14 protein-coding genes and 1 other RNA gene are annotated in these 21,579 nt (G+C 59.7%); 9 read left to right on the top strand and 6 right to left on the bottom strand.

Annotated elements, in window-relative coordinates:
• The first annotated feature begins 50 nt into the window (after positions 1–50).
• Positions 51–395: a YggL family protein gene (locus tag ACIPLA_RS15105; RefSeq protein ID WP_007896965.1), complete on the top strand. Its 345-nt coding sequence runs from the start codon at positions 51–53 to the stop codon at positions 393–395.
• A gap of 169 nt (positions 396–564) precedes the next feature.
• On the opposite strand, the gene ACIPLA_RS15100 is transcribed toward ACIPLA_RS15105, so the two are convergent.
• Positions 565–1,755: a benzoate/H(+) symporter BenE family transporter gene (locus tag ACIPLA_RS15100; RefSeq protein WP_218394339.1), complete on the bottom strand. Its 1,191-nt coding sequence runs from the start codon at positions 1,753–1,755 to the stop codon at positions 565–567.
• A 356-nt stretch (positions 1,756–2,111) separates the two neighbouring features.
• On the opposite strand from ACIPLA_RS15100, the gene ACIPLA_RS15095 reads away from it, so the two are divergent.
• Positions 2,112–2,876, top strand: a complete 765-nt coding sequence (locus ACIPLA_RS15095; protein ID WP_218394340.1) for a GntR family transcriptional regulator — start codon at positions 2,112–2,114, stop codon at positions 2,874–2,876.
• Between the two features lie 153 nt (positions 2,877–3,029).
• Here ACIPLA_RS15095 and guaD read toward each other — a convergent pair whose 3' ends face one another.
• From guaD to xdhA, 4 genes are all read right to left on the bottom strand, one after another.
• Positions 3,030–4,334, bottom strand: a complete 1,305-nt coding sequence (gene guaD, locus ACIPLA_RS15090) for a guanine deaminase (RefSeq protein WP_401173808.1) — start codon at positions 4,332–4,334, stop codon at positions 3,030–3,032.
• Positions 4,335–4,357: 23 nt separating this feature from the next.
• Complete coding sequence (gene xdhC, locus ACIPLA_RS15085) at positions 4,358–5,203, bottom strand: xanthine dehydrogenase accessory protein XdhC (RefSeq protein ID WP_401173805.1); 846 nt, start codon at positions 5,201–5,203, stop codon at positions 4,358–4,360.
• 133 nt (positions 5,204–5,336) lie between these two features.
• Positions 5,337–7,736, bottom strand: a complete 2,400-nt coding sequence (gene xdhB, locus ACIPLA_RS15080) for a xanthine dehydrogenase molybdopterin binding subunit (protein WP_401173802.1) — start codon at positions 7,734–7,736, stop codon at positions 5,337–5,339.
• Positions 7,729–9,183: a xanthine dehydrogenase small subunit gene (gene xdhA, locus ACIPLA_RS15075; protein WP_218394344.1), complete on the bottom strand. Its 1,455-nt coding sequence runs from the start codon at positions 9,181–9,183 to the stop codon at positions 7,729–7,731. The genes xdhB and xdhA overlap by 8 nt, the downstream gene beginning before the upstream one ends.
• A 266-nt stretch (positions 9,184–9,449) precedes the next feature.
• Between xdhA and ACIPLA_RS15070 the strand changes: the two genes are divergently transcribed.
• The 6 genes from ACIPLA_RS15070 to ffs all read left to right on the top strand — a co-directional run bounded on the left by ACIPLA_RS15070 (position 9,450) and on the right by ffs (position 18,960).
• The gene (locus ACIPLA_RS15070; RefSeq protein WP_401173798.1) at positions 9,450–10,109 is read left to right on the top strand and encodes a GntR family transcriptional regulator; all 660 of its coding nucleotides are present in this window, start codon (positions 9,450–9,452) and stop codon (positions 10,107–10,109) included.
• Between the two features lie 2 nt (positions 10,110–10,111).
• The gene (gene smc, locus ACIPLA_RS15065; RefSeq protein ID WP_401173795.1) at positions 10,112–13,600 is read left to right on the top strand and encodes a chromosome segregation protein SMC; all 3,489 of its coding nucleotides are present in this window, start codon (positions 10,112–10,114) and stop codon (positions 13,598–13,600) included.
• A 258-nt stretch (positions 13,601–13,858) separates the two neighbouring features.
• The gene (gene zipA, locus ACIPLA_RS15060) at positions 13,859–14,710 is read left to right on the top strand and encodes a cell division protein ZipA (RefSeq protein ID WP_008067907.1); all 852 of its coding nucleotides are present in this window, start codon (positions 13,859–13,861) and stop codon (positions 14,708–14,710) included.
• A 137-nt stretch (positions 14,711–14,847) separates the two neighbouring features.
• Entirely contained in the window at positions 14,848–17,205 is a 2,358-nt protein-coding gene (ligA, locus tag ACIPLA_RS15055; protein ID WP_401173792.1) for an NAD-dependent DNA ligase LigA, read from the top strand.
• Between the two features lie 208 nt (positions 17,206–17,413).
• Positions 17,414–18,577, top strand: coding sequence for a putative zinc-binding metallopeptidase (locus ACIPLA_RS15050; protein WP_401173789.1), 1,164 nt, complete (start codon positions 17,414–17,416; stop codon positions 18,575–18,577).
• Positions 18,578–18,863: 286 nt separating this feature from the next.
• Positions 18,864–18,960: signal recognition particle sRNA small type (gene ffs, locus ACIPLA_RS15045), an RNA gene on the top strand.
• A 170-nt stretch (positions 18,961–19,130) separates the two neighbouring features.
• On the opposite strand, the gene ACIPLA_RS15040 is transcribed toward ffs, so the two are convergent.
• Positions 19,131–19,457, bottom strand: a complete 327-nt coding sequence (locus ACIPLA_RS15040) for a helix-turn-helix domain-containing protein (protein ID WP_007905395.1) — start codon at positions 19,455–19,457, stop codon at positions 19,131–19,133.
• A 397-nt stretch (positions 19,458–19,854) separates the two neighbouring features.
• Between ACIPLA_RS15040 and ACIPLA_RS15035 the strand changes: the two genes are divergently transcribed.
• Positions 19,855–21,576 carry a bifunctional diguanylate cyclase/phosphodiesterase gene (locus tag ACIPLA_RS15035; protein ID WP_218394349.1) on the top strand — a complete coding sequence of 574 codons (1,722 nt, stop codon included), beginning with the start codon at positions 19,855–19,857 and terminating at the stop codon, positions 21,574–21,576.
• Positions 21,577–21,579 lie beyond the last annotated feature (3 nt).

The raw sequence follows: 21,579 nt of genomic DNA, 5'->3' as shown, positions 1-21,579 counted from the left end.
GCCTTAAACTGCTAAAGTGCGGCCCGTTAATACTTATGAGGATTGTTCCAATGGCGACTAACCGTTCCCAGCGTCTGCGCAAAAAACTGTGCGTCGATGAATTTCAAGAGCTGGGTTTCGAACTGAACCTGGATTTCAAAGAAGATTTGGCTGATGAAGCCATTGATGCTTTCCTCGACGCGTTCCTGAAAGAAGCCATGGAAGCCAACGGTCTGGGCTATGTTGGCGGCGACGACTTCGGTCTGGTTTGCCTGCAAAAGCGTGGCTCGGTCTCCGAAGAGCAGCGTGCCGCTGTTGAAGCCTGGCTCAAAGGCCGCAGCGAACTGACCGAAGCAACCGTCAGCCCGCTGATCGACGTCTGGTACCCGGAAAAGCCGATCAATCCGGTAGCTTGATGTTCTAAAAAACGGCGACCCAAGGGTCGCCGTTTTTTTATGCCTGCTTTTTGTAGGCGCATGGCTTGGCCTGCAATGTTGATCTCGGGGATGCTTTCGCGGGCAAGCCTCGCTCCTACAAGGCTTCACGCTGAACCTGTAGGAGCGAGGCTTGCCCGCGAAGACGCCCTCAGGCCTTGCGCCAGTTCAGAATCACCAGCGTCAACACCCCCGCGACAATCCCCCAGAACGCCGAACCGATGGAAAACAGCGTCAACCCCGACGCCGTGACCATAAAGGTAATCAGCGCCGCTTCCCGTTCCTGCACTTGCGCCATGGCAATGCTCAACCCATTGATGATCGAGCCGAACAGCGCCAGCGCGGCAATCGACAGCACCAATTCTTTAGGCAGTGCGGCAAACAACGCCGCCAGCGTCGCGCCGAACACCCCGGCAATCCCGTAGAAAATCCCGCACCAGACGGCGGCCGTGTAGCGTTTGTTGCGATCTTCATGGGCATGCGGCCCGGTGCAGATCGCCGCGCTGATGGCAGCCAGGTTGATCCCATGGGAGCCGAAGGGGGCCAACAGCAACGAGGCAATGCCGGTGGTGGTGATCAGCGGTGAGGCCGGCACGTTGTAGCCATCGGCGCGCAATACGGCGATACCCGGCATGTTCTGCGAGGTCATCGCCACCACGAACAGCGGAATGCCAATGCTGATGGTCGCGGCCAGGGAGAAATGCGGTGTAGTCCAGACCGGTGTCGCGACTTCCAGATGGAAGCCACTGAAATCCAGCAACCCCATGAATCCTGACAGCACAGTGCCGATCAACAGCGCGGCGAGCACGGCGTAGCGCGGCGAGAGGCGTTTAACCACCAGATAGGTGAAGAACATTCCCAGGACCAGCGCAGTGCGGTGCTGGGCGGCGACGAAAATCTCGCTGCCGATCTTGAACAGAATCCCCGCCAGCAACGCCGCCGCCAATGAGGCCGGAATCTTTTTCACCAGCCGTTCGAAACTGCCGGTCAGGCCGCAGAGGGTCACCAGCACCGCGCAAGTTATATAGGCGCCAATCGCCTCGCCGTAGCTGACACCGCCAAGGCTGGTGATCAGCAACGCCGCGCCGGGGGTCGACCAGGCGATGGTGATCGGGGTGCGGTAGCGCAAGGACAAGCCGATCGAGCATACCGCCATGCCGATAGAGATCGCCCAGATCCACGACGAAATCTGCCCACTGGTCAGGCCCGCTGCTTGCCCGGCCTGGAACATCAGCACCAGTGAGCTGGTATAGCCGGTCATCATGGCAATGAACCCGGCGACGATGGCCGAAGGTGATGTGTCAGTCAGAGGGCGAAGCTGCGTGTGCGTGGCGTCGGTCATGACATCGGTGTTCCTTGTTCTGATAAAGATGTCCGTAGCCGCTGAACCCTGTAGGAGCGAGGCTTGCCCGCGAAGGCGTCGTGTCAGTCGATATCAATGTTGAATGACACGACGCCTTCGCGGGCAAGCCTCGCTCCTACAGGGCATCGCGTTGAGCTGCGGATTCTGCGTTCAAGCCTAAACTGAAAAGTAACCGGTCGTTGCGATACAGCGAGGGCGACAAACAGCCGTACAGTCGTGTTGCCACCTTCCATTGTGTACAATCGCGGTGTTTTTTACGCGATACTTGCCAGCGACCCACTGTGCCGTATTACAGTCACGGTCAATTCGCCGCAGTTCTCCCGACTCGAGTGCCCATGAACGAACAGTTGCAACCCCTCAAGAAACAACCGCGAGCAGGCAAAGCCGGGCGCAGCGGTACCCAGGACGATATGGTCTACGCGCATATCTTCGAGGCCATCCTCGAACAGCGTCTGGCGCCCGGCACCAAGTTGAGCGAAGAAGCGCTGGGGGAAATTTTCGGGGTCAGCCGCACCATCATTCGCCGCGCGCTGTCGCGCCTGGCCCATGAAGGCGTGGTGTTGCTGCGACCGAATCGCGGTGCTGTCGTCGCCAGCCCGAGTGTCGAAGAGGCCCGTCAGGTGTTTCTGGCGCGGCGTCTGGTGGAGCGGGCGATCACTGAATTGGCGGTTCAGCACGCCACCGCCGAGCAACTTCTCGAATTGCGGCAGATGGTCAACGACGAGCGCGACAGTTTTTCCCGTGGCGATCGTGGTGCCGGTATCCGTCTGTCCGGCGAGTTCCACTTGAAACTGGCCGAAGCGGCGAAAAATGCCCCGCTGATCAGCTTCCAGCGCAGCCTGGTGTCGCAGACTTCGTTGATCATCGCCCAGTACGAGAGCGGCAACCGTTCTCACTGTTCCTACGATGAACACACTCAGTTGATCGACGCGATCGAAGCGCGGGACGCGACGCTGGCGGTGGATTTGATGATGCATCACATGGATCACATCGACAGCAAGCTCAACCTCGACGAAGAAAGCGCGTCGGATGATTTGCATGCGGTGTTTTCGCATTTGTTGCAGACCAAGAAGCCAGGGCGGCCGGTCGCGAAACTCTGATAGACCGAGGTGCAGCCTTCGCGGGCAAGCCTCGCTCCTACAGGTACAGCGTGGCCCTTGTAGGAGCGAGGCTTGCCCGCGAAGGCTTTCTGACTGGCAATAAAAATCCCCCGGGCTGTAAAGCGACGGGGGATTTTTTATGCTTGGAGAAAACTAGCGCTGATGCACCAGACTCCCCGCCGCATACGTCTGCAGAACAGTCCGGTCATCCCCCAGCGTCATCAATACAAATAACGTCTCGGCAATGTTATTGGCCTGTTTCAGGCGATAGCTGAGCAGTGGCGTGGCGTTGTAGTCCAGCACCAGGAAGTCCGCGTCGGTGCCCGGTTGCAAGGTACCGATCTTGTCTTCCAGACGTAGCGCGCGGGCGCCGCCGAGGGTGGCCAGGTACAGCGACTTGAACGGGCTCAGCCGCGCGCCTTGCAGTTGCATGACTTTGTAGGCTTCGTTCAGGGTTTGCAGCAGCGAGAAGCTGGTGCCGCCACCGACGTCGGTACCGAGACCGACATTGAGTTTGTGCTTCTCGGCCATCGGCAGATTGAACAAGCCGCTGCCGAGGAAGAAGTTCGAGGTCGGGCAGAAGGCGATCGCCGAGCCGGTTTCCGCCAGCCGCGCACACTCGTCGTCGCACAGGTGCACGCCGTGGGCGAACACCGAGCGCTCACCGAGCAATTGGTAGTGATCGTAGACGTCCAGGTAGCCTTTGAGCTCCGGGAACAGCGCCTTGACCCACTCGACTTCCTTGAGGTTTTCGCTGATGTGGGTCTGCATGTACAGATCCGGATATTCGCTGAGCAACTGGCCGGCGAGGGTCAGTTGTTCCGGGGTGCTGGTCGGTGCAAAACGCGGAGTGACCGCGTAGTGCAAGCGACCCTTGCCGTGCCAGCGCTCGATCAGCGCCTTGCTTTCGACGTAGCTCGATTCGGCGGTGTCGGTCAGGTAGTCCGGCGCGTTGCGGTCCATCATCACCTTGCCGGCAATCATTCGCAGGTCCAGCTGTTCGGCGGCCTCGAAGAACGAGTTCACCGACTGCGGATGCACGCTGCCGAACACCAGCGCCGTGGTGGTACCGTTGCGCAGCAGTTCCTTGATGAAAATGTCCGCGACTTCGTCCGCATGGTTCTTGTCGGCGAACTGGCTTTCACAGGGGAAGGTGTAGGTATTCAGCCAATCCAGAAGCTGTTCGCCGTAGGCGCCGACCATGCCGGTTTGCGGCAAGTGGATGTGGGTATCGATGAAGCCCGGAGTGATCAGCGCGTCCTGATAATGGGTGATCTCGATGTCGGCCGGCAGGCTCGGCAGCAATTCGCTGGCGTGGCCGATGGCGCTGATCTGGCCGTTATCGACCACCAGCAAACCGTCTTCGAAATACTCATACGAGGCTTCGATACCCACTTCGGCTGGGTCGGCGATGCTGTGCAGAATGGCGGCGCGGTAGGCTTTGCGAGTCAGAGGCATTGTCGTTCTCAATTCGTGGCTTTTTAGTTTGAAGCTTGGCTGCGGCGTGAAGCAGGCAGCAGTTTGGCGATCGATGATCCGGCGCTGGCGGTGTGCTGGCCGAAATTCGCGTTATAGGTGGCGATGATTTCGCCGGCGATGGAGATGGCGATTTCCACAGGCAACTTGCCTTTGACTTCGCCGATGCCCATCGGGCAGCGCATGCGTTGCAGCACGGCGCTGTCGAAACCGCGGTCACGCAGGCGGTGTTCGAACTTCACCCGTTTGGTCTTCGAACCGATCAGGCCGAAGTAGGCGAAGTCGTTGCGCTTGAGGATTGCGGCGGTGAGTTCAAGGTCGAGCTGGTGATTGTGGGTCATGACGATGCAGTAGCTGCCGGCGGGCAAGTCGTCGACTTCATCCAGCGGTTCTTCGGTGACGATTTTGCGCACGCCATGGGGGATCTGAGCGGGGAATTCCGCTTCCCGCGAGTCGATCCAGCGCACCCGGCAGGGCAGGCTGGCGAGCAGCGGCACCAGCGCCCGGCCGACGTGGCCGGCGCCGAATACGGCGATCTGCGCCTGGACCTGGCCCATCGGTTCGAACAGCAATACGGTCACACCACCGCAGCACTGGCCCAGGCTGGCGCCGAGGCTGAAGCGCTCAAGGTGGGTGTCCTGCTTGCCGCTGGCAAGCATCTCGCGGCCGATCTGCATGGCCTTGTATTCCAGATGCCCACCACCGATGGTGTCGAAGGCTTGCGTGGCGCTGATGACCATCTTCGAGCCGGCATTGCGCGGCGTCGAGCCGAGCTCTTCGATGATGGTCACCAACACACAGGGTTCGCCCCGGGTTTGCAGGTCGGCGAGGGCGTCGATCCAGTTGTACATATTCACCTCAACATCTCTGTTGTCTGTTTGGGCCTCTTCGCGGGCAAGCCTCGCTCCTACAGGTTTCGCGTCGTTCGCGTTCTGGCACCTGACCTGTAGGAGCGAGGCTTGCCCGCGAAGGCCCCGCCGCGGTTTAGAGCGGAGCCAACTCGGCCTCGGCTTCGGCAGCCTTGGCCACCTTCAACTGCCGCATCTGCTCACAGCCCCACAACACCCGCTCCGGGGTCGCCGGTGCGTCGATTTTCGGTTGATGCCGGTAGTCACCCAAACTGGCCACGGCGTCCTTGATCGCGCACCATGCGGCGATGCCGAGCATGAATGGCGGCTCACCCACGGCCTTGGAATGGAACACCGTGTCTTCCGGGTTCTTGCGGTTTTCCACCAGCTTCACCCGCAGGTCCAGCGGCATGTCCGCCACCGCCGGGATCTTGTAGCTGGCCGGGCCGTTGGTCATCAGTTTGCCCTTGTTGTTCCACACCAGTTCTTCCATGGTCAGCCAACCCATGCCCTGGATGAAACCACCCTCGACCTGACCGATGTCGATCGCCGGGTTCAGCGAGTCGCCGACGTCGTGAAGAATGTCGGTGCGCAGCATCTTGTATTCGCCGGTCAGGGTGTCGACGATCACCTCGGCGCAGGCTGCACCGAAGGCGTAGTAGTAGAACGGCCGCCCCCGTGCCTGACTGCGGTCGTAGTAGATTTTCGGGGTCTTGTAGAAGCCGGTGCTCGACAGTGAAACCTGGGCGAAATAGGCCTGCTGGATCAGCGCTTCAAACGTCAGGATGTGATCGCGAACCCGCACGTGACCGTTGTGGAATTCCACGTCTTCTTCGCTGACCTTGTATTGCCGCGCGGCGAATTCCACCAGGCGTTTCTTGATGATCTCAGCCGCGTTTTGCGCCGCTTTACCATTGAGGTCGGCGCCGCTCGAAGCAGCGGTTGGCGAGGTGTTCGGGACCTTGTCGGTGTTGGTCGCGGTGATCTGTACGCGGTCCATTTCCACCTGGAACACTTCAGCCACGACTTGCGCAACCTTGGTGTTCAGACCCTGGCCCATTTCGGTGCCACCGTGGTTCAGGTGGATGCTGCCGTCGGTGTAGATGTGGATCAGCGCACCGGCCTGATTGAGGAAGCTGGCGGTGAAGGAAATACCGAATTTCACCGGGGTCAGCGCCAGGCCTTTTTTCAGGATCGGGCTGTTGGAGTTGTAGCGACGGATCGCTTCGCGACGCTCGGCGTACTGGCTGCTTTCTTCCAGTTCGGCGGTCATTTCCTCGAGCATGTTGTGCTCGACGGTCTGGTAGTAATGGGTGACGTTGCGCTCGGTCTTGCCATAGTAGTTGGCCTTGCGCACGGCCAGCGGATCGAGGCCCAGATGGCGGGCAATCGCGTCCATCACTTCTTCGATCGCGACCATGCCTTGCGGGCCGCCGAAACCACGGTAAGCGGTGTTCGACGCAGTGTTGGTTTTGCAGCGGTGACCGTTGATGGTCGCATCGCCCAGGTAGTAAGAGTTGTCGGCATGGAACATCGCGCGGTCGACAATTGACGCCGAGAGGTCCGGCGAGCAACCGCAGTTGCCGGCCAGTTCCAGCGCAATGCCATGCAAGCGACCGGTGCTGTCAAAGCCCACGTCGTACTCGACGTAGAACGGGTGACGCTTGCCGGTCATCAGCATGTCTTCAACACGCGGCAGGCGCATTTTGGTCGGCTGGCCGGTCAGGTGCGCGATCACCGCGCACAGGCACGCCGGGCTTGCCGCTTGAGTTTCCTTGCCGCCGAAACCACCACCCATGCGGCGCATGTCGACGACGATTTTGTTCATCGACACGTCCAGCACTTCCGCCACCAGTTTCTGCACTTCGGTGGGGTTCTGGGTCGAGCAGTAAACGATCATGCCGCCGTCTTCAGTCGGCATCACCGAAGAGATCTGGGTTTCCAGATAAAAGTGTTCCTGGCCGCCGATGTGCAGCGTGCCCTGGATGCGATGTTCGGCAGTAGAAAGCGCAGTGGCCGAATCGCCACGCTGATGTGTGTGGCTGTCGAGGACGAAATGGCGTTTGCGCAGGGCTTCTACCACGTCCAGAACCGGTTCCAGATCTTCGTATTCGATGATCGCGGCCATCGCTGCTTTGCGCGCGGTTTCCAGGTCTTTCGCCGCAACGGCCAGTACCGGTTGACCGACGAATTGCACGTCATCGATGGCCAGCAATGGGTCGCCCGGCAGCAGTGGGCCGATGTCTTTCAGGCCAGGCACATCTTCGTGAGTAATGGCGATGCGCACGCCTTCGAAGGCGTAGCAAGGCTTGGTGTCGATGCTGATGATTTTTGCGTGGGCTCGGTCTGACAGCCGTGCGTAAACGTGCAGCTGATTGGGGAATTCCAGCCGATCGTCGATGTACTGCGCTTCGCCGGACACATGCTTGTCGGCGCTGTCGTGCTTGACGCTGCGGCCGACACCGGTGGTCAGGTCCTTGGCGAACAATTCAGCCAGTTCGGCTTGGGTCTTCTCTACAGCGTGATGATTAGACATAAGCGGTCACCCGAGTCTCGATGTGCGGTGTTTGCAGTTCGATGAAGTATTTACGCAGCAGGTTCTGCGCGCTGAGCAGGCGGTATTCCTTGCTGGCGCGGAAGTCCGAGAGTGGCGTGAAGTCTTCGGCCAATGCAGCGCAGGCGCGTTCGAGGGTGGCGTTGTTGAACGGCGCGCCGAGCAGAACGGCTTCGCAGTGCTTGGCGCGTTTTGGAATGGCCGCCATGCCGCCGAAAGCAACGCGGGCGTCGGCGATCACGCCAGTGTCGATGCGCAGGTTGAACGCGGCACAAACGGCGGAAATGTCATCGTCCAGACGCTTGGAAACCTTGTAGGCGCGGAACAATTGTTCAACGCTGGCCCGCGGCACGATGATCTTTTCGATGAACTCGCTTTCCTGGCGCGCGGTCACCCGGTAATCGATGAAGTAATCTTCCAGGGCCATGGTGCGGTGAGTTTCGCCCTTGCACAGGACGATCTGCGCGCCGAGGGCAATCAGCAGCGGTGGTGAGTCACCGATTGGCGAGGCGTTGCCGATGTTGCCGCCGAGGGTGCCCTGGTTGCGGATTTGCAAGGAAGCGAAACGTTGCAGCAATTCGCCGAAGTCCGGGTACTCGGCCTTCAAGGCGTCGTAGCAGTCGGAGAGGGCGGTGGCGGCGCCGATTTCCAGGCGATCGTCGAAGCGTTCGATGCGTTTCATTTCAGCGACGTTGCCGACGTAGATCATCACCGGCAAAGTGCGGTGAAACTGGGTGACTTCCAGCGCCAGATCCGTCCCACCGGCCAGCAAGCGAGCTTGTGGATAAGCGTCATAGAGGTCGGCCAGATCGGCCACGGTCAACGGCACCAGGCAGCGCTTGTCGCCACTATTGAGTTCGCCGATATCGGTGGGGGCGATGGCTTTCAGGCGAGCGATAGTTTCCGCTTCGCGAGCATCGAATTGGTCGGGTTGTTTGCCGCAGCAAGATTGCTCGGCAGCGGCCAGGATCGGCCGATAACCGGTGCAGCGGCAGAGGTTGCCGGCCAGGGCTTCGTGGGCTTTATGAGAATCGGGTGCGTCGCTGTTCTTTTGCAGCGCGAACAGCGACATCACGAAGCCCGGCGTGCAGAAGCCGCACTGCGAACCGTGGCACTCAACCATGGCTTTTTGCACGCTGTGCAGCTCGCCCTGGTGCTTGAGGTCTTCGACGCTGATCAGTTGCTTGCCGTGCAAGGAGGAGACGAACGTCAGGCACGAGTTGAGGCTGCGATAGCGAATGTGTTCGCGGCCATCGTCGTCCGTCTGCAACTCGCCAACCACCACGGTGCAGGCGCCACAGTCACCGCTGGCGCAGCCTTCTTTGGTGCCGGGTTTGCCCACATGTTCGCGCAGGTAATTGAGCACGGTCAGGTTCGGGTCCAGGGCGTGCTCGCTACGGAGTTCCTGGTTTAGTAAAAACTGGATCACGGAAGGCCTCGCAAACTCATTATTGTTGTTAACCGACATGAGCCGAATTTATCAGGTCTGACTTTTCGGTCAATGATTTTCTGACTTAAAGGTCAGGAAATAGCATTTTGTCGATCAACGACTCGTTCCTTCATTATTGACCCTCACGGGATAGCTTGCTGTTTGCGTGAATCGTGCCAAAAACCGCTGGGTGGGCACTCCGCCATGACCCATCAATTGCGCTACACTGCGCCGCTTGTGCAGATCGAAGAGTTTGAAGGACAACCATGACGTTCAAGGCGCCGGACAGCCTCGCCGAGCAAATCGCTCACCACCTCGCCGAACGTATCATTCGCGGCGAAATGAAGCCGGGGGAGCGCATCCAGGAACAGAAGGTCACGCTGGCGCTCAATGTCAGCCGCGGTTCAGTCCGTGAAGCCTTGCTGATCCTTGAGCGCCGCCACTTGATCGCGATTTTGCCGCGACGTGGCGCCCACGTGACCGAATTGACGGCGCACAAGGTGCAGAGCCTGTGTACGCTGATGAGCGAGTTGTACATTCTGCTCGGCAACGCCGTGGCCAGCGGCTGGCAAGTCCAGGCCGACATGGCGCCGTTCGTGCAGATCCAGCAGCGCCTGACCGCCAGCTACGAACGTCAGGACATCCGCACGTTCGTCGACGACAGCTTCAGCGTGATGCGCGCCGCCTATCCGTTTGCCAACAACCCGTACTTGCAGGAAACCGTCGAGAATTTGCAGCCGGCCATGAGCCGCGCGTATTTCCTCGCGCTGGATCAGCGCAAGGCCTCGATGAGCGAGTTCCTCGAGCTGTTCGAACGCTTGCTCGCTGCCGTGCTGGCTCGTGACTTTCCTCAGATCCGCGTGGTGCTGACGGCGTACGCCCAGCGCAGCTGCGATCTGGTGGTCTCTGCCCTGACGGTCGCTTAAGCGTGCGGCTCAAGTGCATCAAACTGGCGGGGTTCAAATCCTTCGTCGACCCGACCACGGTAAACTTCCCCAGTAACATGGCGGCGGTGGTCGGCCCCAATGGTTGCGGCAAGTCGAACATCATCGACGCCGTGCGTTGGGTGATGGGCGAGAGCTCGGCCAAGAACTTGCGCGGCGAATCGATGACCGACGTCATCTTCAACGGCTCGACCAGCCGTAAACCGGTGAGTCAGGCGAGCATTGAGCTGGTGTTCGATAACTCCGACGGCACACTGCTCGGCGAATGGGCGGCCTATGCGGAAATTTCCATTCGCCGCAAAGTGACCCGCGACAGCCAGACCACTTACTACCTCAACGGCACCAAATGCCGCCGCCGCGATATCACCGACATCTTTCTGGGTACCGGCCTCGGCCCGCGCAGTTATTCGATCATCGAACAGGGCATGATCTCCAAGCTGATCGAGTCCAAGCCCGAAGACCTGCGCAATTTCATCGAAGAAGCCGCTGGTATTTCCAAGTACAAGGAACGTCGGCGCGAGACTGAAAACCGTATCCGCCGCACCCACGAAAACCTTGCCCGCCTGACCGACCTGCGCGAAGAGCTCGAGCGTCAGCTTGAACGCTTGCACCGCCAGGCCGAGGCCGCCAAGAAGTATCAGGAATACAAAGGCGAGGAGCGTCAGCTCAAGGCCCAGCTATCGGCCCTGCGCTGGCAGGCGTTGAACGAGCAGGTCGGCCAGCGCGAGTCGATCATCGGCACCCAGGAAGTCACCTTTGAAGCCCTGGTGGCTGAGCAGCGCAATGCCGACGCGGCCATCGAACGCCTGCGCGACGGTCATCACGATCTGTCCGAACGCTTCAATCTGGTGCAGGGGCGTTTCTATTCGGTCGGCGGCGACATCGCCCGGGTCGAGCAGAGTATTCAGCACGGTCAGCAACGTTTGCGTCAGCTACAGGACGACCTGAAGGAAGCCGAGCGCGCGCGGCTGGAAACAGAGTCTCACCTGGGCCACGACCGCACCTTGCTGCTGACCTTGGGCGAAGAGCTGGACATGCTCACGCCGGAACAGGAAGTCACCAGCGCCGCCGCCGAAGAAGCTGCTGCGGCATTGGAAGAGTCCGAAACCACCATGCACGGTTGGCAGGAGCAGTGGGACACGTTCAACCTCACCGCCGCCGAACCACGCCGTCAGGCTGAAGTTCAGCAGTCGCGGATCCAGCAGCTGGAAACCAGCCTGGAACGTTTGGCCGATCGTCAGAAGCGTCTTGGTGAAGAGCGTGCGTTGCTATCGGCGGACCCGGAAGACGCGGCGATCATGGAACTCAGCGAGCAGCTGGCTGCGTCTGAGGCCACGCTCGAAGACTTGCAGGCCAGCGAAGAAGCTCAGGTCGAACGCCTTGAGCAACTGCGTCAGGAGTTGCAGCAAGCGCTTTCGGCGCAGCAGCAAGCCCAAGGTGATTTGCAGCGGCTCAACGGGCGTCTCGCATCGCTTGAGGCCTTGCAGCAAGCCGCGCTCGATCCCGGCACCGGCACCGCCGAATGGCTGCGCGAACAGCATCTGGCCGATCGTCCGCGTCTGGCCGAAGGCCTGAAGGTCGAGGCCGGTTGGGAACTGGCGGTGGAAACCGTGCTCGGCGCCGACCTGCAAGCGGTGCTGGTGGAAGACTTCGGTGACTTCGATCTGGCCGGGTTTGCCCAAGGCGATTTGCGCCTGCTCAGCCCGGCCACCGATGGCGTGCGAGTGCCCAGCAGTTTGCTCGACAAGGTCGAGGCGCAGATTGATTTGTCGCCATGGCTGGGGCAGGTCAAACCGGTCGACAGCCTTGAGCAGGCCCTGGCCTTGCGCGGGCAATTGGCTGCCGGGCAAAGCCTGATCAGCCGCGACGGTTACTGGGTCGGCCGACACTTTTTGCGCGTACGTCGGGCCAGTGAAGCCGAAAGCGGCGTACTCGCCCGTGGCCAGGAAATCCAGCGCTTGGGCCTTGAACGCGAAGAGCGCGAAGCCACGGTCGAAACCCTGGAAACCCAACTTCAGAATCTCAGGGCGCAACAGCGTCAGCAGGAAAACGGCCGCGAACATCTGCGTCGATTGCTGCAAGACGAGGCCCGTCAGCAAGGCGAATTGAAAGCCCAGCTGTCCGCCGGCAAAGCCAAGGTCGAGCAGTTGACCCTGCGCCGCACCCGTCTCGATGAAGAACTTGCCGAGTTGAGCGAACAGCGCGCCCTGGAACACGAGAACATCGGCGAAGCGCGCCTGCAATTGCAGGAAGCCCTCGACAGCATGGCGCTGGACACCGAGCAGCGTGAGTTGCTGTTGGCCCAGCGCGACAGCCTGCGCGAACGCCTCGACCGGGTGCGTCAAGAAGCCCGACAGCACAAGGATCATGCGCATCAATTGGCGGTGCGCCTCGGTTCGCTGAAGGCGCAACACGACTCCACTCGTCAGGCCCTTGAACGGCTGGAAATGCAGTCCGAGCGCCTGACCGAGAAGCGTGAACAGCTCAGCCTCAATCTGGAAGAGGGCGAGGCGCCGCTGGAAGAGCTGCGGCTGAAACTCGAAGAGCTGCTCGACAAGCGCATGACGGTTGACGAAGAACTCAAGACCGCGCAAATGGCCATGGAAGATGCCGACCGCGAACTGCGCGATGCCGAGAAGCGCCGCACTCAGGCCGAGCAGCAATCGCAGTTGATTCGCAGCCAGCTCGAGCAGCAGCGCATGGAATGGCAAGCGCTGACGGTGCGGCGCAAGACTTTGCAGGATCAATTGCTCGAAGACGGCTACGATCTCAACGGCGTGCTCGCCACGCTGCTGGCCGGGGCCAACGAGAAAGACGCCGAAGAAGAACTCGAGCGCATTGCCGCGCGGATTCAGCGCCTCGGGGCGATCAACCTCGCAGCCATCGACGAATACCAGCAACAATCCGAGCGTAAGCGTTATCTGGATGCTCAGAACGACGATCTGGTGGAAGCGCTGGACACGCTCGAGAACGTCATTCGCAAGATCGACAAGGAAACCCGAAACCGCTTCAAAGATACCTTTGATCAGATCAATGGCGGTTTACAGGCCCTTTTCCCAAAAGTTTTCGGTGGAGGACGCGCGTATTTGGAACTGACGGGCGAAGATCTACTCGATACAGGGGTAACGATCATGGCGCAGCCGCCAGGAAAGAAGAACAGCACCATCCATTTGCTCTCCGGTGGCGAAAAAGCCCTGACCGCATTGGCCCTGGTTTTTGCCATCTTCAAGTTGAATCCGGCGCCGTTCTGCATGCTCGATGAGGTTGACGCGCCATTGGATGACGCTAACGTTGGACGCTACGCACGGCTGGTCAAAGAAATGTCGCAGACGGTGCAGTTCATCTACATCACCCACAACAAGATCGCTATGGAAATGGCCGATCAATTAATGGGGGTGACGATGCACGAGCCCGGTTGCTCGCGTCTGGTGGCAGTGGATGTGGAGGAGGCGATGGCCATGGTGGACGCCTGAGTCATTGCGTGTAGGGCAAGTATTTTTGAGCTGTAGGGCTTTTTACCTGCCTTGACTTGCTGGCCAATCGACATAATTCGCGCAAGCCACTGTGAGAGACGGTGTAAAGTTGCCTTTGGTCGTGCTAGTTTAATGTCAATTTTTCGTATACGTGGGCAAAACGCCTGTCAGAACATAGAGTTGGCGCCACGTTTTAAAGCGGTTTACACAATGTAAACCCCTTATTTTTCAGCATTTTTTATAGAGGCACGGGATTACATGGAAATCGGTCTGCGCGAGTGGCTGATCGTCATCGGCATTATTGTCATTGCCGGTATTCTTTTCGATGGCTGGCGTCGCATGCGCGGCGGCAAGGGAAAACTGAAATTCCGTCTTGACCGAAGTTTGTCCAATTTGCCGGATGAGGACACCAGCGCCGAGCTGTTGGGCCCGCCCCGCGTGCTGGATACCCATAAAGAACCGCAACTGGACGAGCATGATCTGCCGTCGGTGAGCATGCCTGCCCGTGAACCTCGCGAGTCGGGTTCCAAGCGCGGCAAGCGTGGCCATGGCGAGCCGTCGCAAGGCGACTTGAATCTCAATCTGGATCTGGACGGCGGCCCGAGCTTCAACAGCCGTGACGACGATTTCCCGGATGACACCAAGCCTGCCAGCTCGGCCGAGAAAGATCAGCCGCAAGCCGAAGAAGTGCTGGTGATCAGCGTGATCTGCCGCGACCCGGCTGGCTTCAAGGGCCCGGCACTGCTGCAGAACATTCTGGAAAGCGGTCTGCGTTTCGGCGAGATGGACATTTTCCACCGTCACGAAAGCATGGCCGGTAACGGCGAAGTCCTGTTCTCCATGGCCAACGCGGTCAAGCCGGGTGTCTTCGATCTGGATGATATCGATCATTTCAGCACCCCGGCGGTGAGCTTCTTCCTCGGTCTGCCAGGCCCGCGTCATCCCAAGCAAGCCTTCGACGTGATGGTGGCTGCGGCTCGCAAACTGTCCCAGGAGCTGAACGGCGAACTGAAAGACGACCAGCGCAGCGTGCTGACCGCCCAAACGATTGAGCACTACCGTCAGCGTATCGTCGAGTTCGAGCGTCGCGCTTTGACCCAGAAGCGCTGATCTTGTAGGAGCCAGGCTTGCCGGCGAAGGCGATCTCATGTACGCCTTCGCCGGCAAGCCTGGCTCCTACAATGATTTGTACAGCATCAACAGATTGAGCAGCCTCGGCTGCTCTTTTGCTTTATGAGAGAACACCCATGACCGCCGCCAAAAACCGCATTCTAGAGCTGCGCGCCGAGCTCGATCAGCACAACTATCGTTACCACGTGCTGGATGAGCCCAGCATTCCGGATGCCGAATACGATCGCTTGTTCCACGAGCTCAAGGCCCTCGAGGCGGCCCATCCCGAATTGATCACCAGCGACTCGCCGACTCAGCGTGTCGGCAGCGCAGCGCTGTCGGCGTTCACTCAGGTGCGTCACGAAGTGCCAATGCTCAGCCTGGGCAACGCCTTCGAAGAAACCGACATGCGCGAATTCGATCGCCGGGTGACGGAAGGGCTGGACTTGCCGGTCGGCGATTTGTTCGGCGGTGGCGGGGCGGTGGAGTACAGCTGCGAACCCAAGCTCGATGGCCTGGCGGTCAGTCTGCTGTACCAGAACGGTGTGCTGGTGCGCGGCGCCACCCGCGGCGATGGCACCACCGGTGAAGACATCAGCGTCAACGTGCGCACCGTGCGCAATATTCCGCTCAAACTGCATGGCACCGGTTGGCCGGCGACCCTGGAGGTGCGGGGTGAAGTGTTCATGTCCAAGGCCGGTTTCGAGCGGCTCAACGCCACGCAACTGGAAGTCGGCGGCAAGACCTTCGCCAACCCGCGTAACGCGGCGGCGGGCAGCTTGCGGCAGCTGGATTCGAAGATCACCGCCAATCGCCCACTGGAATTCTGCTGCTACGGCATTGGCCAGATTTCGGCGGATATTGCCGACACGCACATTGGCAACCTGCAGCAACTCAAAGCCTGGGGCCTGCCGATCAGTCATGAGTTGAAACTGGCGCATGGCATCGAAGAATGCCTGGATTACTACCGCGACATCGGTGAGCGTCGCAATGCGCTCCAGTATGAAATCGACGGCGTGGTGTTCAAGGTCAACAGCATTGCGTCCCAGCGTGAGCTAGGTTTCCGCGCTCGCGAACCGCGTTGGGCGATTGCCCACAAATTTCCGGCCATGGAAGAACTCACCGAGCTGCTCGACGTGGAATTCCAGGTCGGTCGCACCGGTGCCGTGACGCCGGTGGCACGCTTGAAACCGGTCAGGGTCGCGGGTGTCACCGTGGCCAACGCGACCTTGCACAACATGGATGAAGTGGCGCGGCTGGGCCTGATGATCGGTGACACGGTGATCATCCGCCGCGCCGGTGACGTGATCCCGCAAGTGGTGCAAGTGGTCACCGAGCGCCGTCCGGAGAATGCCCGGCCGGTGCAGATTCCCGAGCAGTGCCCGGTTTGCGGTTCCCATGTCGAGCGCACGCAACTGGTCAAGCGCAGCAAGGGTCGCGAGACCATCAGCGAAGGCGCGGTGTATCGCTGTGTCGGCCGACTGGCCTGCGGTGCGCAACTCAAGCAAGCGATCATTCACTTCGTTTCGCGCCGCGCCATGGACATCGAAGGGCTGGGCGAGAAGAGCGTCGAGCAATTGGTGGACGAAGGCCTGGTGAGTTCGCCGGCCGATCTCTATGCCCTGACGTTCGAGCAGATTGTCGACCTGGAAGGCTTTGCCGAACTGTCGAGCAAGAACCTGCTCGGCGCCATCGAAGACAGCAAGCAGCCGAGTCTGGCGCGGTTCATCTACGCCTTGGGCATTCCCGATGTCGGCGAAGAGACGGCCAAGGTCCTCGCGCGTTCTCTCGGCTCGCTGGAGCGGGTTCAGCAGGCATTGCCGCAAGTGCTCACGTACCTGCCGGATGTCGGGCTGGAAGTGGCCCACGAGATTCACAGCTTCTTTGAAGATGCACATAACCGGCAGGTGATCGCGGATCTGCTCAAGCACGGCATGCAGATTCAGGATCAGGGCGAGCTGGGTGCTGAGTTTTCCGCCAGTACCACGTTGGGCGGCTTCCTCGATAAATTGCACATTCCATCGGTCGGGCCGGGCGGGGCGCAGAAGCTTGCGGACAAGTTCGGCTCGCTCGAAGCGGTGATGAGTGCTGATTGGCTGGACATGCGTCAGGCACTGCCGGAAAAACAGGCGACTTCGGTTCGCGAGTTCTTTGCGGGCACGGAAAATCGTCAGCTCGCCGAAGCTGCCGAAAAGCAGCTGCGCGATTTCGGTATGCATTGGCAGAGTGAAAAGAAAGTCGTTGAAGGGTTGCCGCTGGCCGGGCAGACCTGGGTGCTGACCGGTTCGCTTGAGCTGATGAGTCGCGATGTCGCCAAGGACAAACTTGAAAGCCTCGGTGCCAAGGTGGCCGGTTCCGTGTCGGCCAAGACCCATTGCGTGGTCGCCGGTCCGGGCGCGGGCTCGAAGTTGGCCAAGGCCAATGAGCTGGGGTTGAAGGTGCTGGATGAAGAGGCGTTTGTGGCGCGTCTGAAGGAATACAACATCTCGATCTAGTGCAGGATCTGTGGCGAGGGGGCTTGCCCCCGTTGGGCTGCGTAGCGGCCCTAAAACAAGCAACCGCGATCTGTCAGACATACCGTGCAAGCAGGTTTTGCGACGGCTTCGCCGCCGAACGGGGGCAAGCCCCCTCGCCACAAAGAACGTGGAACGATCATGTTGGAGGAATGATCTAGTCTTGGCAGGCCCCAAGGGAGAGATCGCCATGTACCGCTTCTTCGAACAGCTCAGTTCACGCATCGCCGCACCCTTCATGGGCGAGCGTTCGCGCAACAGCAAGGTCTGGCATTGCCGCTGTGGGCAGTCGCTGTTCTTTCGCAACAGTCAGTGCCTGGCCTGTTCGGCAGCGCTGGGCTATCAGCCGCAGCAGAGTCGCTTGTCATCGTTGCAGCCCGGCCCGCAAGCGGATACCTGGTTGCTCGACGCCGATCCCGATGCGGGTGTGTTCCGTCGCTGCGCCAATCTCGATTCTCCAGCCGCATGCAACTGGCTGCTGCCGGCCAACGATCACGATGCCTTGTGCATTGCCTGTAGCCTGAATCGCACCATCCCCGACCTGTCGATCCCCGAGAATCACGAGCGCTGGCGCAAAGTGGAAATCGCCAAGCGTCGTCTGGTGGCGCAGCTGATCAGCCTGGGCTTGTCGGTCATTCCGAAAACCGTGGACGAAGAAACCGGTCTGGCCTTCGATTTCATCGGTATCGACCTCGAAGGCAAACCACCGACCACCGGGCACGCCAACGGTCTGATCACCCTCGATATAAAGGAAGCCGACGATGCCCATCGCGAGCAGGTCCGCGTGCAGATGCACGAACCTTATCGCACGCTGCTCGGTCACTTTCGTCACGAGGTGGGGCATTACTACTGGGACCGCCTGGTCGCCAACAGTCATTGGCTGGAACCGTTTCGCGGTCTGTTCGGCGACGAACGAGCAAGCTACGCCGAGGCCCTTGAGCGGCATTATCAGCAAGGCGCGCCGCTTGACTGGCAGCAACATTACGTCAGTGCCTACGCCACCATGCACCCCTGGGAAGACTGGGCGGAAACCTGGGCTCACTACCTGCACATGATGGATGCAGTGGACACTGCCCTGGGGTTTGGCATGAGTGCGCAGGAAATGGATTTCGATTACCAGCCGTTTCCGCCCAGTACGCTATTCGACCCGCAACACCCTGGCGGCCCGGCGTTCCTGTCGTTCGTCAACGCATGGATCGAACTGGCCGGCATGCTCAACGAATTGTCGCGCAGCATGGGTCAGCCGGATTTTTATCCGTTCGCCCTGCCGACGGCGGTGATTGCCAAGCTGCACTTCATTCATCTGGTGATCCAGCAAGAGGGCGGCAGGGCGGATGAGGTATTGGCGCAATAGGATCAAAAGATCGCAGCCTTGTAGCAGCTGGCGCAGCCTGCGTTCGGCTGCGCAGCAGTCGTAAACCCGGTGTCCGCGGCTTATCTGAAAACCGGGTTGCCTGATTTCACGACTGCTGCGCAGCCGAACGCAGCCTTCGGCAGCTGCTACAGGTCGCGGTGTTTCAGGGCCAGCGCATGTCCTTGACGCGGCTCATATTTTTTAATCTCCGCGAACGGTTGTAACTTCGTCTCAGATAGGTACAATGGCGCGGCTCGCCGTCAGGTGAGCGTCGTTATGGTGACCCCATCGGTCCCCCCGCAACGATTACCCGTGAACCTGGTCAGATCCGGAAGGAAGCAGCCACAGCGGGAACATTGTGTGCCGGGGTGTGGCTGGTGGGGTTGCCTCCATAACGCAGCACGAACCCTCTTTCGTGTTTTCTATCTAAAAATACTGTTTTTTCCCCTGCCATGGAGCTCATCCAGGGCGGTGTTTCGTCGTTTCCGAATTAAAGCGCGGGATACAAAAAAGGAGGCCGATCTGTCGCATTCGACAGATCGGCCTCCTTTTTTCATTTACTGGCACTAGGCTTGGACAAGGCCTGGTCAACCGCTGCGATCAGCTTTCCCAGATCCTTCGGGGTGGCTTTGTGTATGACGCTGAACAGGTATGCCCGCTGTTCATCTTCGTCTTCCAGATCTGCGAAAAAGGCTTTCAGCTTCACGCCCAGCACGTCGGCAAGCAAAAACAATGCTTCCACGCTGGGGGTATAGGTGCCTGTTTCGAAGCGACTGATGGTTTTGGGGTCAAAACCGGTTTTTTCGCCGAGTTCAGCCTGAGTAAGCCCTGCGACCTTACGGTAGCGTCGGATGGCCGGACCCAAACTTGAAATTTGCATCGCTCAATTCCCATTTAGAATCAAGAACTTAACGATAGATTTTTGCATTAGGCAACTGCATGATCCATCACCTTGCTTTGCAAAATGTGATGCATTTCGTAGAATCGCCGCTTCGAAGGGTTTAGGGGTGATCTGCTTTCTGAAGTTTAGGCGATATGAAAAAGCCAGCATTGCGTTCCCTGCCGGGTATGCACAAAGGCCGCTGACGGTCTGAAGCCTCGCGAAATATTACCAGAGTCGGTGTTGCTACTATGCCCTGGATCTTCGGCGGTCCGGGGTCATCAAATGCTGTTCATGGAGTGATAACGTGTCTCTGCGCAGTACGTCTCAAAACACCTCTTCCGGGCATCCTGCGCTGGTCGAGCGGTACCACCGCTAGCGACAGTGAGCCTGACTCATGGATGAGAAATACCGCAGGGCCGTGGATGCAGCCGCCATTTTTTCCGAGACCGATCTGGACGGCCGGATTACCTATGTCAACGATCAATTCTGCGCCGTGTCCGGCTACAGCCGCGAGGAACTGCTGGGGCAGAACCATCGCCTGCTGAACTCCGGCCTGCATTCCGCCGATTTCTTCGCCGCCATGTGGCGCACCATCGCCTTGGGCAATATCTGGAAGGGCGAAATCTGTAATCGCGCCAAGGATGGCAGCCTGTATTGGGTCGACAGCACCATGGTGCCGGTGCTCGACGATGCCACCGGGCGCGTTCACCGATACCTGTCGATTCGTTTCGACATCAGCGAAAAACGCCAACTCCTGCAATCCTTGCAATGGCGGGTCGGGCATGACGTGCTGACCGGGCTGCCCAACCGCGCATTCCTGTCGGACTTGCTGGATCAGGCGCTGGAATTCTCCCGGCATGAAAACATTCCGTTGGCGGTGTGCATGCTTGACCTCGATGGGTTCAAGGCGGTCAACGACGGTTACGGTCACGCCAGTGGCGATATGTTGCTGGTGGAAGTGGCCAAGCGTTTACGCGACATTGTGCGCGGCGAAGACGTCGTGGCGCGACTGGCCGGTGACGAGTTCGTACTGGTGCTGCGTTATGTGCGTGATCTGCCGGAATTGTGCGCAGCGCTGAATCGCGTGTTGGGGGCGATTTCGGCGCCTTACACGCTGCATGGCAAAGCCATCAATGTGTTCGCCAGTATCGGCGTCACCCTGTTTCCCCATGACAACGAAGATGCCGAAACCCTGCTGCGCCACGCTGATCAGGCGATGTACGTGGCCAAGCAGCGCGGGCGAAACCGCTTTCATCTATTCGATGTTTCTCGGGATCAGGAGGTCAAGGTCACTCACCAGACCGTAGAACGGGTGCGTCAGGCGCTGGCCGCCGGTGAGTTACGCCTGCATTTCCAGCCCAAGGTGAACATGCGCCGTGGCGTGGTCGTCGGGTTCGAGGCGTTGTTGCGTTGGGAACATCCGCAAAACGGCATGGTGCCACCTCGGGAATTTTTGCCGCTGGTGGAGGACACCGACCTGATCATCGATATCGGTGAATGGGTGATGGATCAGGTTCTGTCGCAATTGCACCGTTGGCAGCAAGCGGGGCAGGGCTGGCCGGTCAGTATCAATATCGCGGCGCGACATTTTCAGCGCGCCGATTTCGTCGAGCGGCTCAGGCAGGTACTCGCTCGACATGCCCAGGTCGCCCCGCAGATGCTCGATCTGGAAATCGTCGAGTCGGTGGCGATCGAGAATATCCAGCATGTCAGTGCCTGTTTGCAGGCCTGTCAGGCGTTGGGGGTGCAGTTTTCCCTGGGGGATTTCGGCACGGGTTACTCGTCCTTGAGTTACCTCAAGCGTTTACGCACCCAAACCATCAAAATCGATAAGTCGTTCGTGCGCGATATTCTGAATGATCGTGACGACCTGGCCCTGACCACTGCGGTGATTGGCCTGGCCCGGGCGTTCGGTCGGCAGGTGATTGCCGAGGGACTGGAAAGCGTTGAGCACGGTGAATTGCTGTTGCGGCTGGGATGCGAAGTCGCTCAAGGCTATTTCATCGCGCGCCCCATGCCGCCCGGTGAGGTGCCGGCCTGGGTGGCGGGTTTTGTCGCCCCGTCGCAATGGCAGACGCTCGGCCAGACAGCCTTAAACGCTCCGGTACGGCTCTAACCT

The organism is Pseudomonas sp. NPDC086112 (genome assembly GCF_044746425.1).
GTDB lineage: Bacteria > Pseudomonadota > Gammaproteobacteria > Pseudomonadales > Pseudomonadaceae > Aquipseudomonas.
Note: the sequence above shows the minus strand (reverse complement) of the source record. Positions and strands in the feature narration are given on the sequence as shown.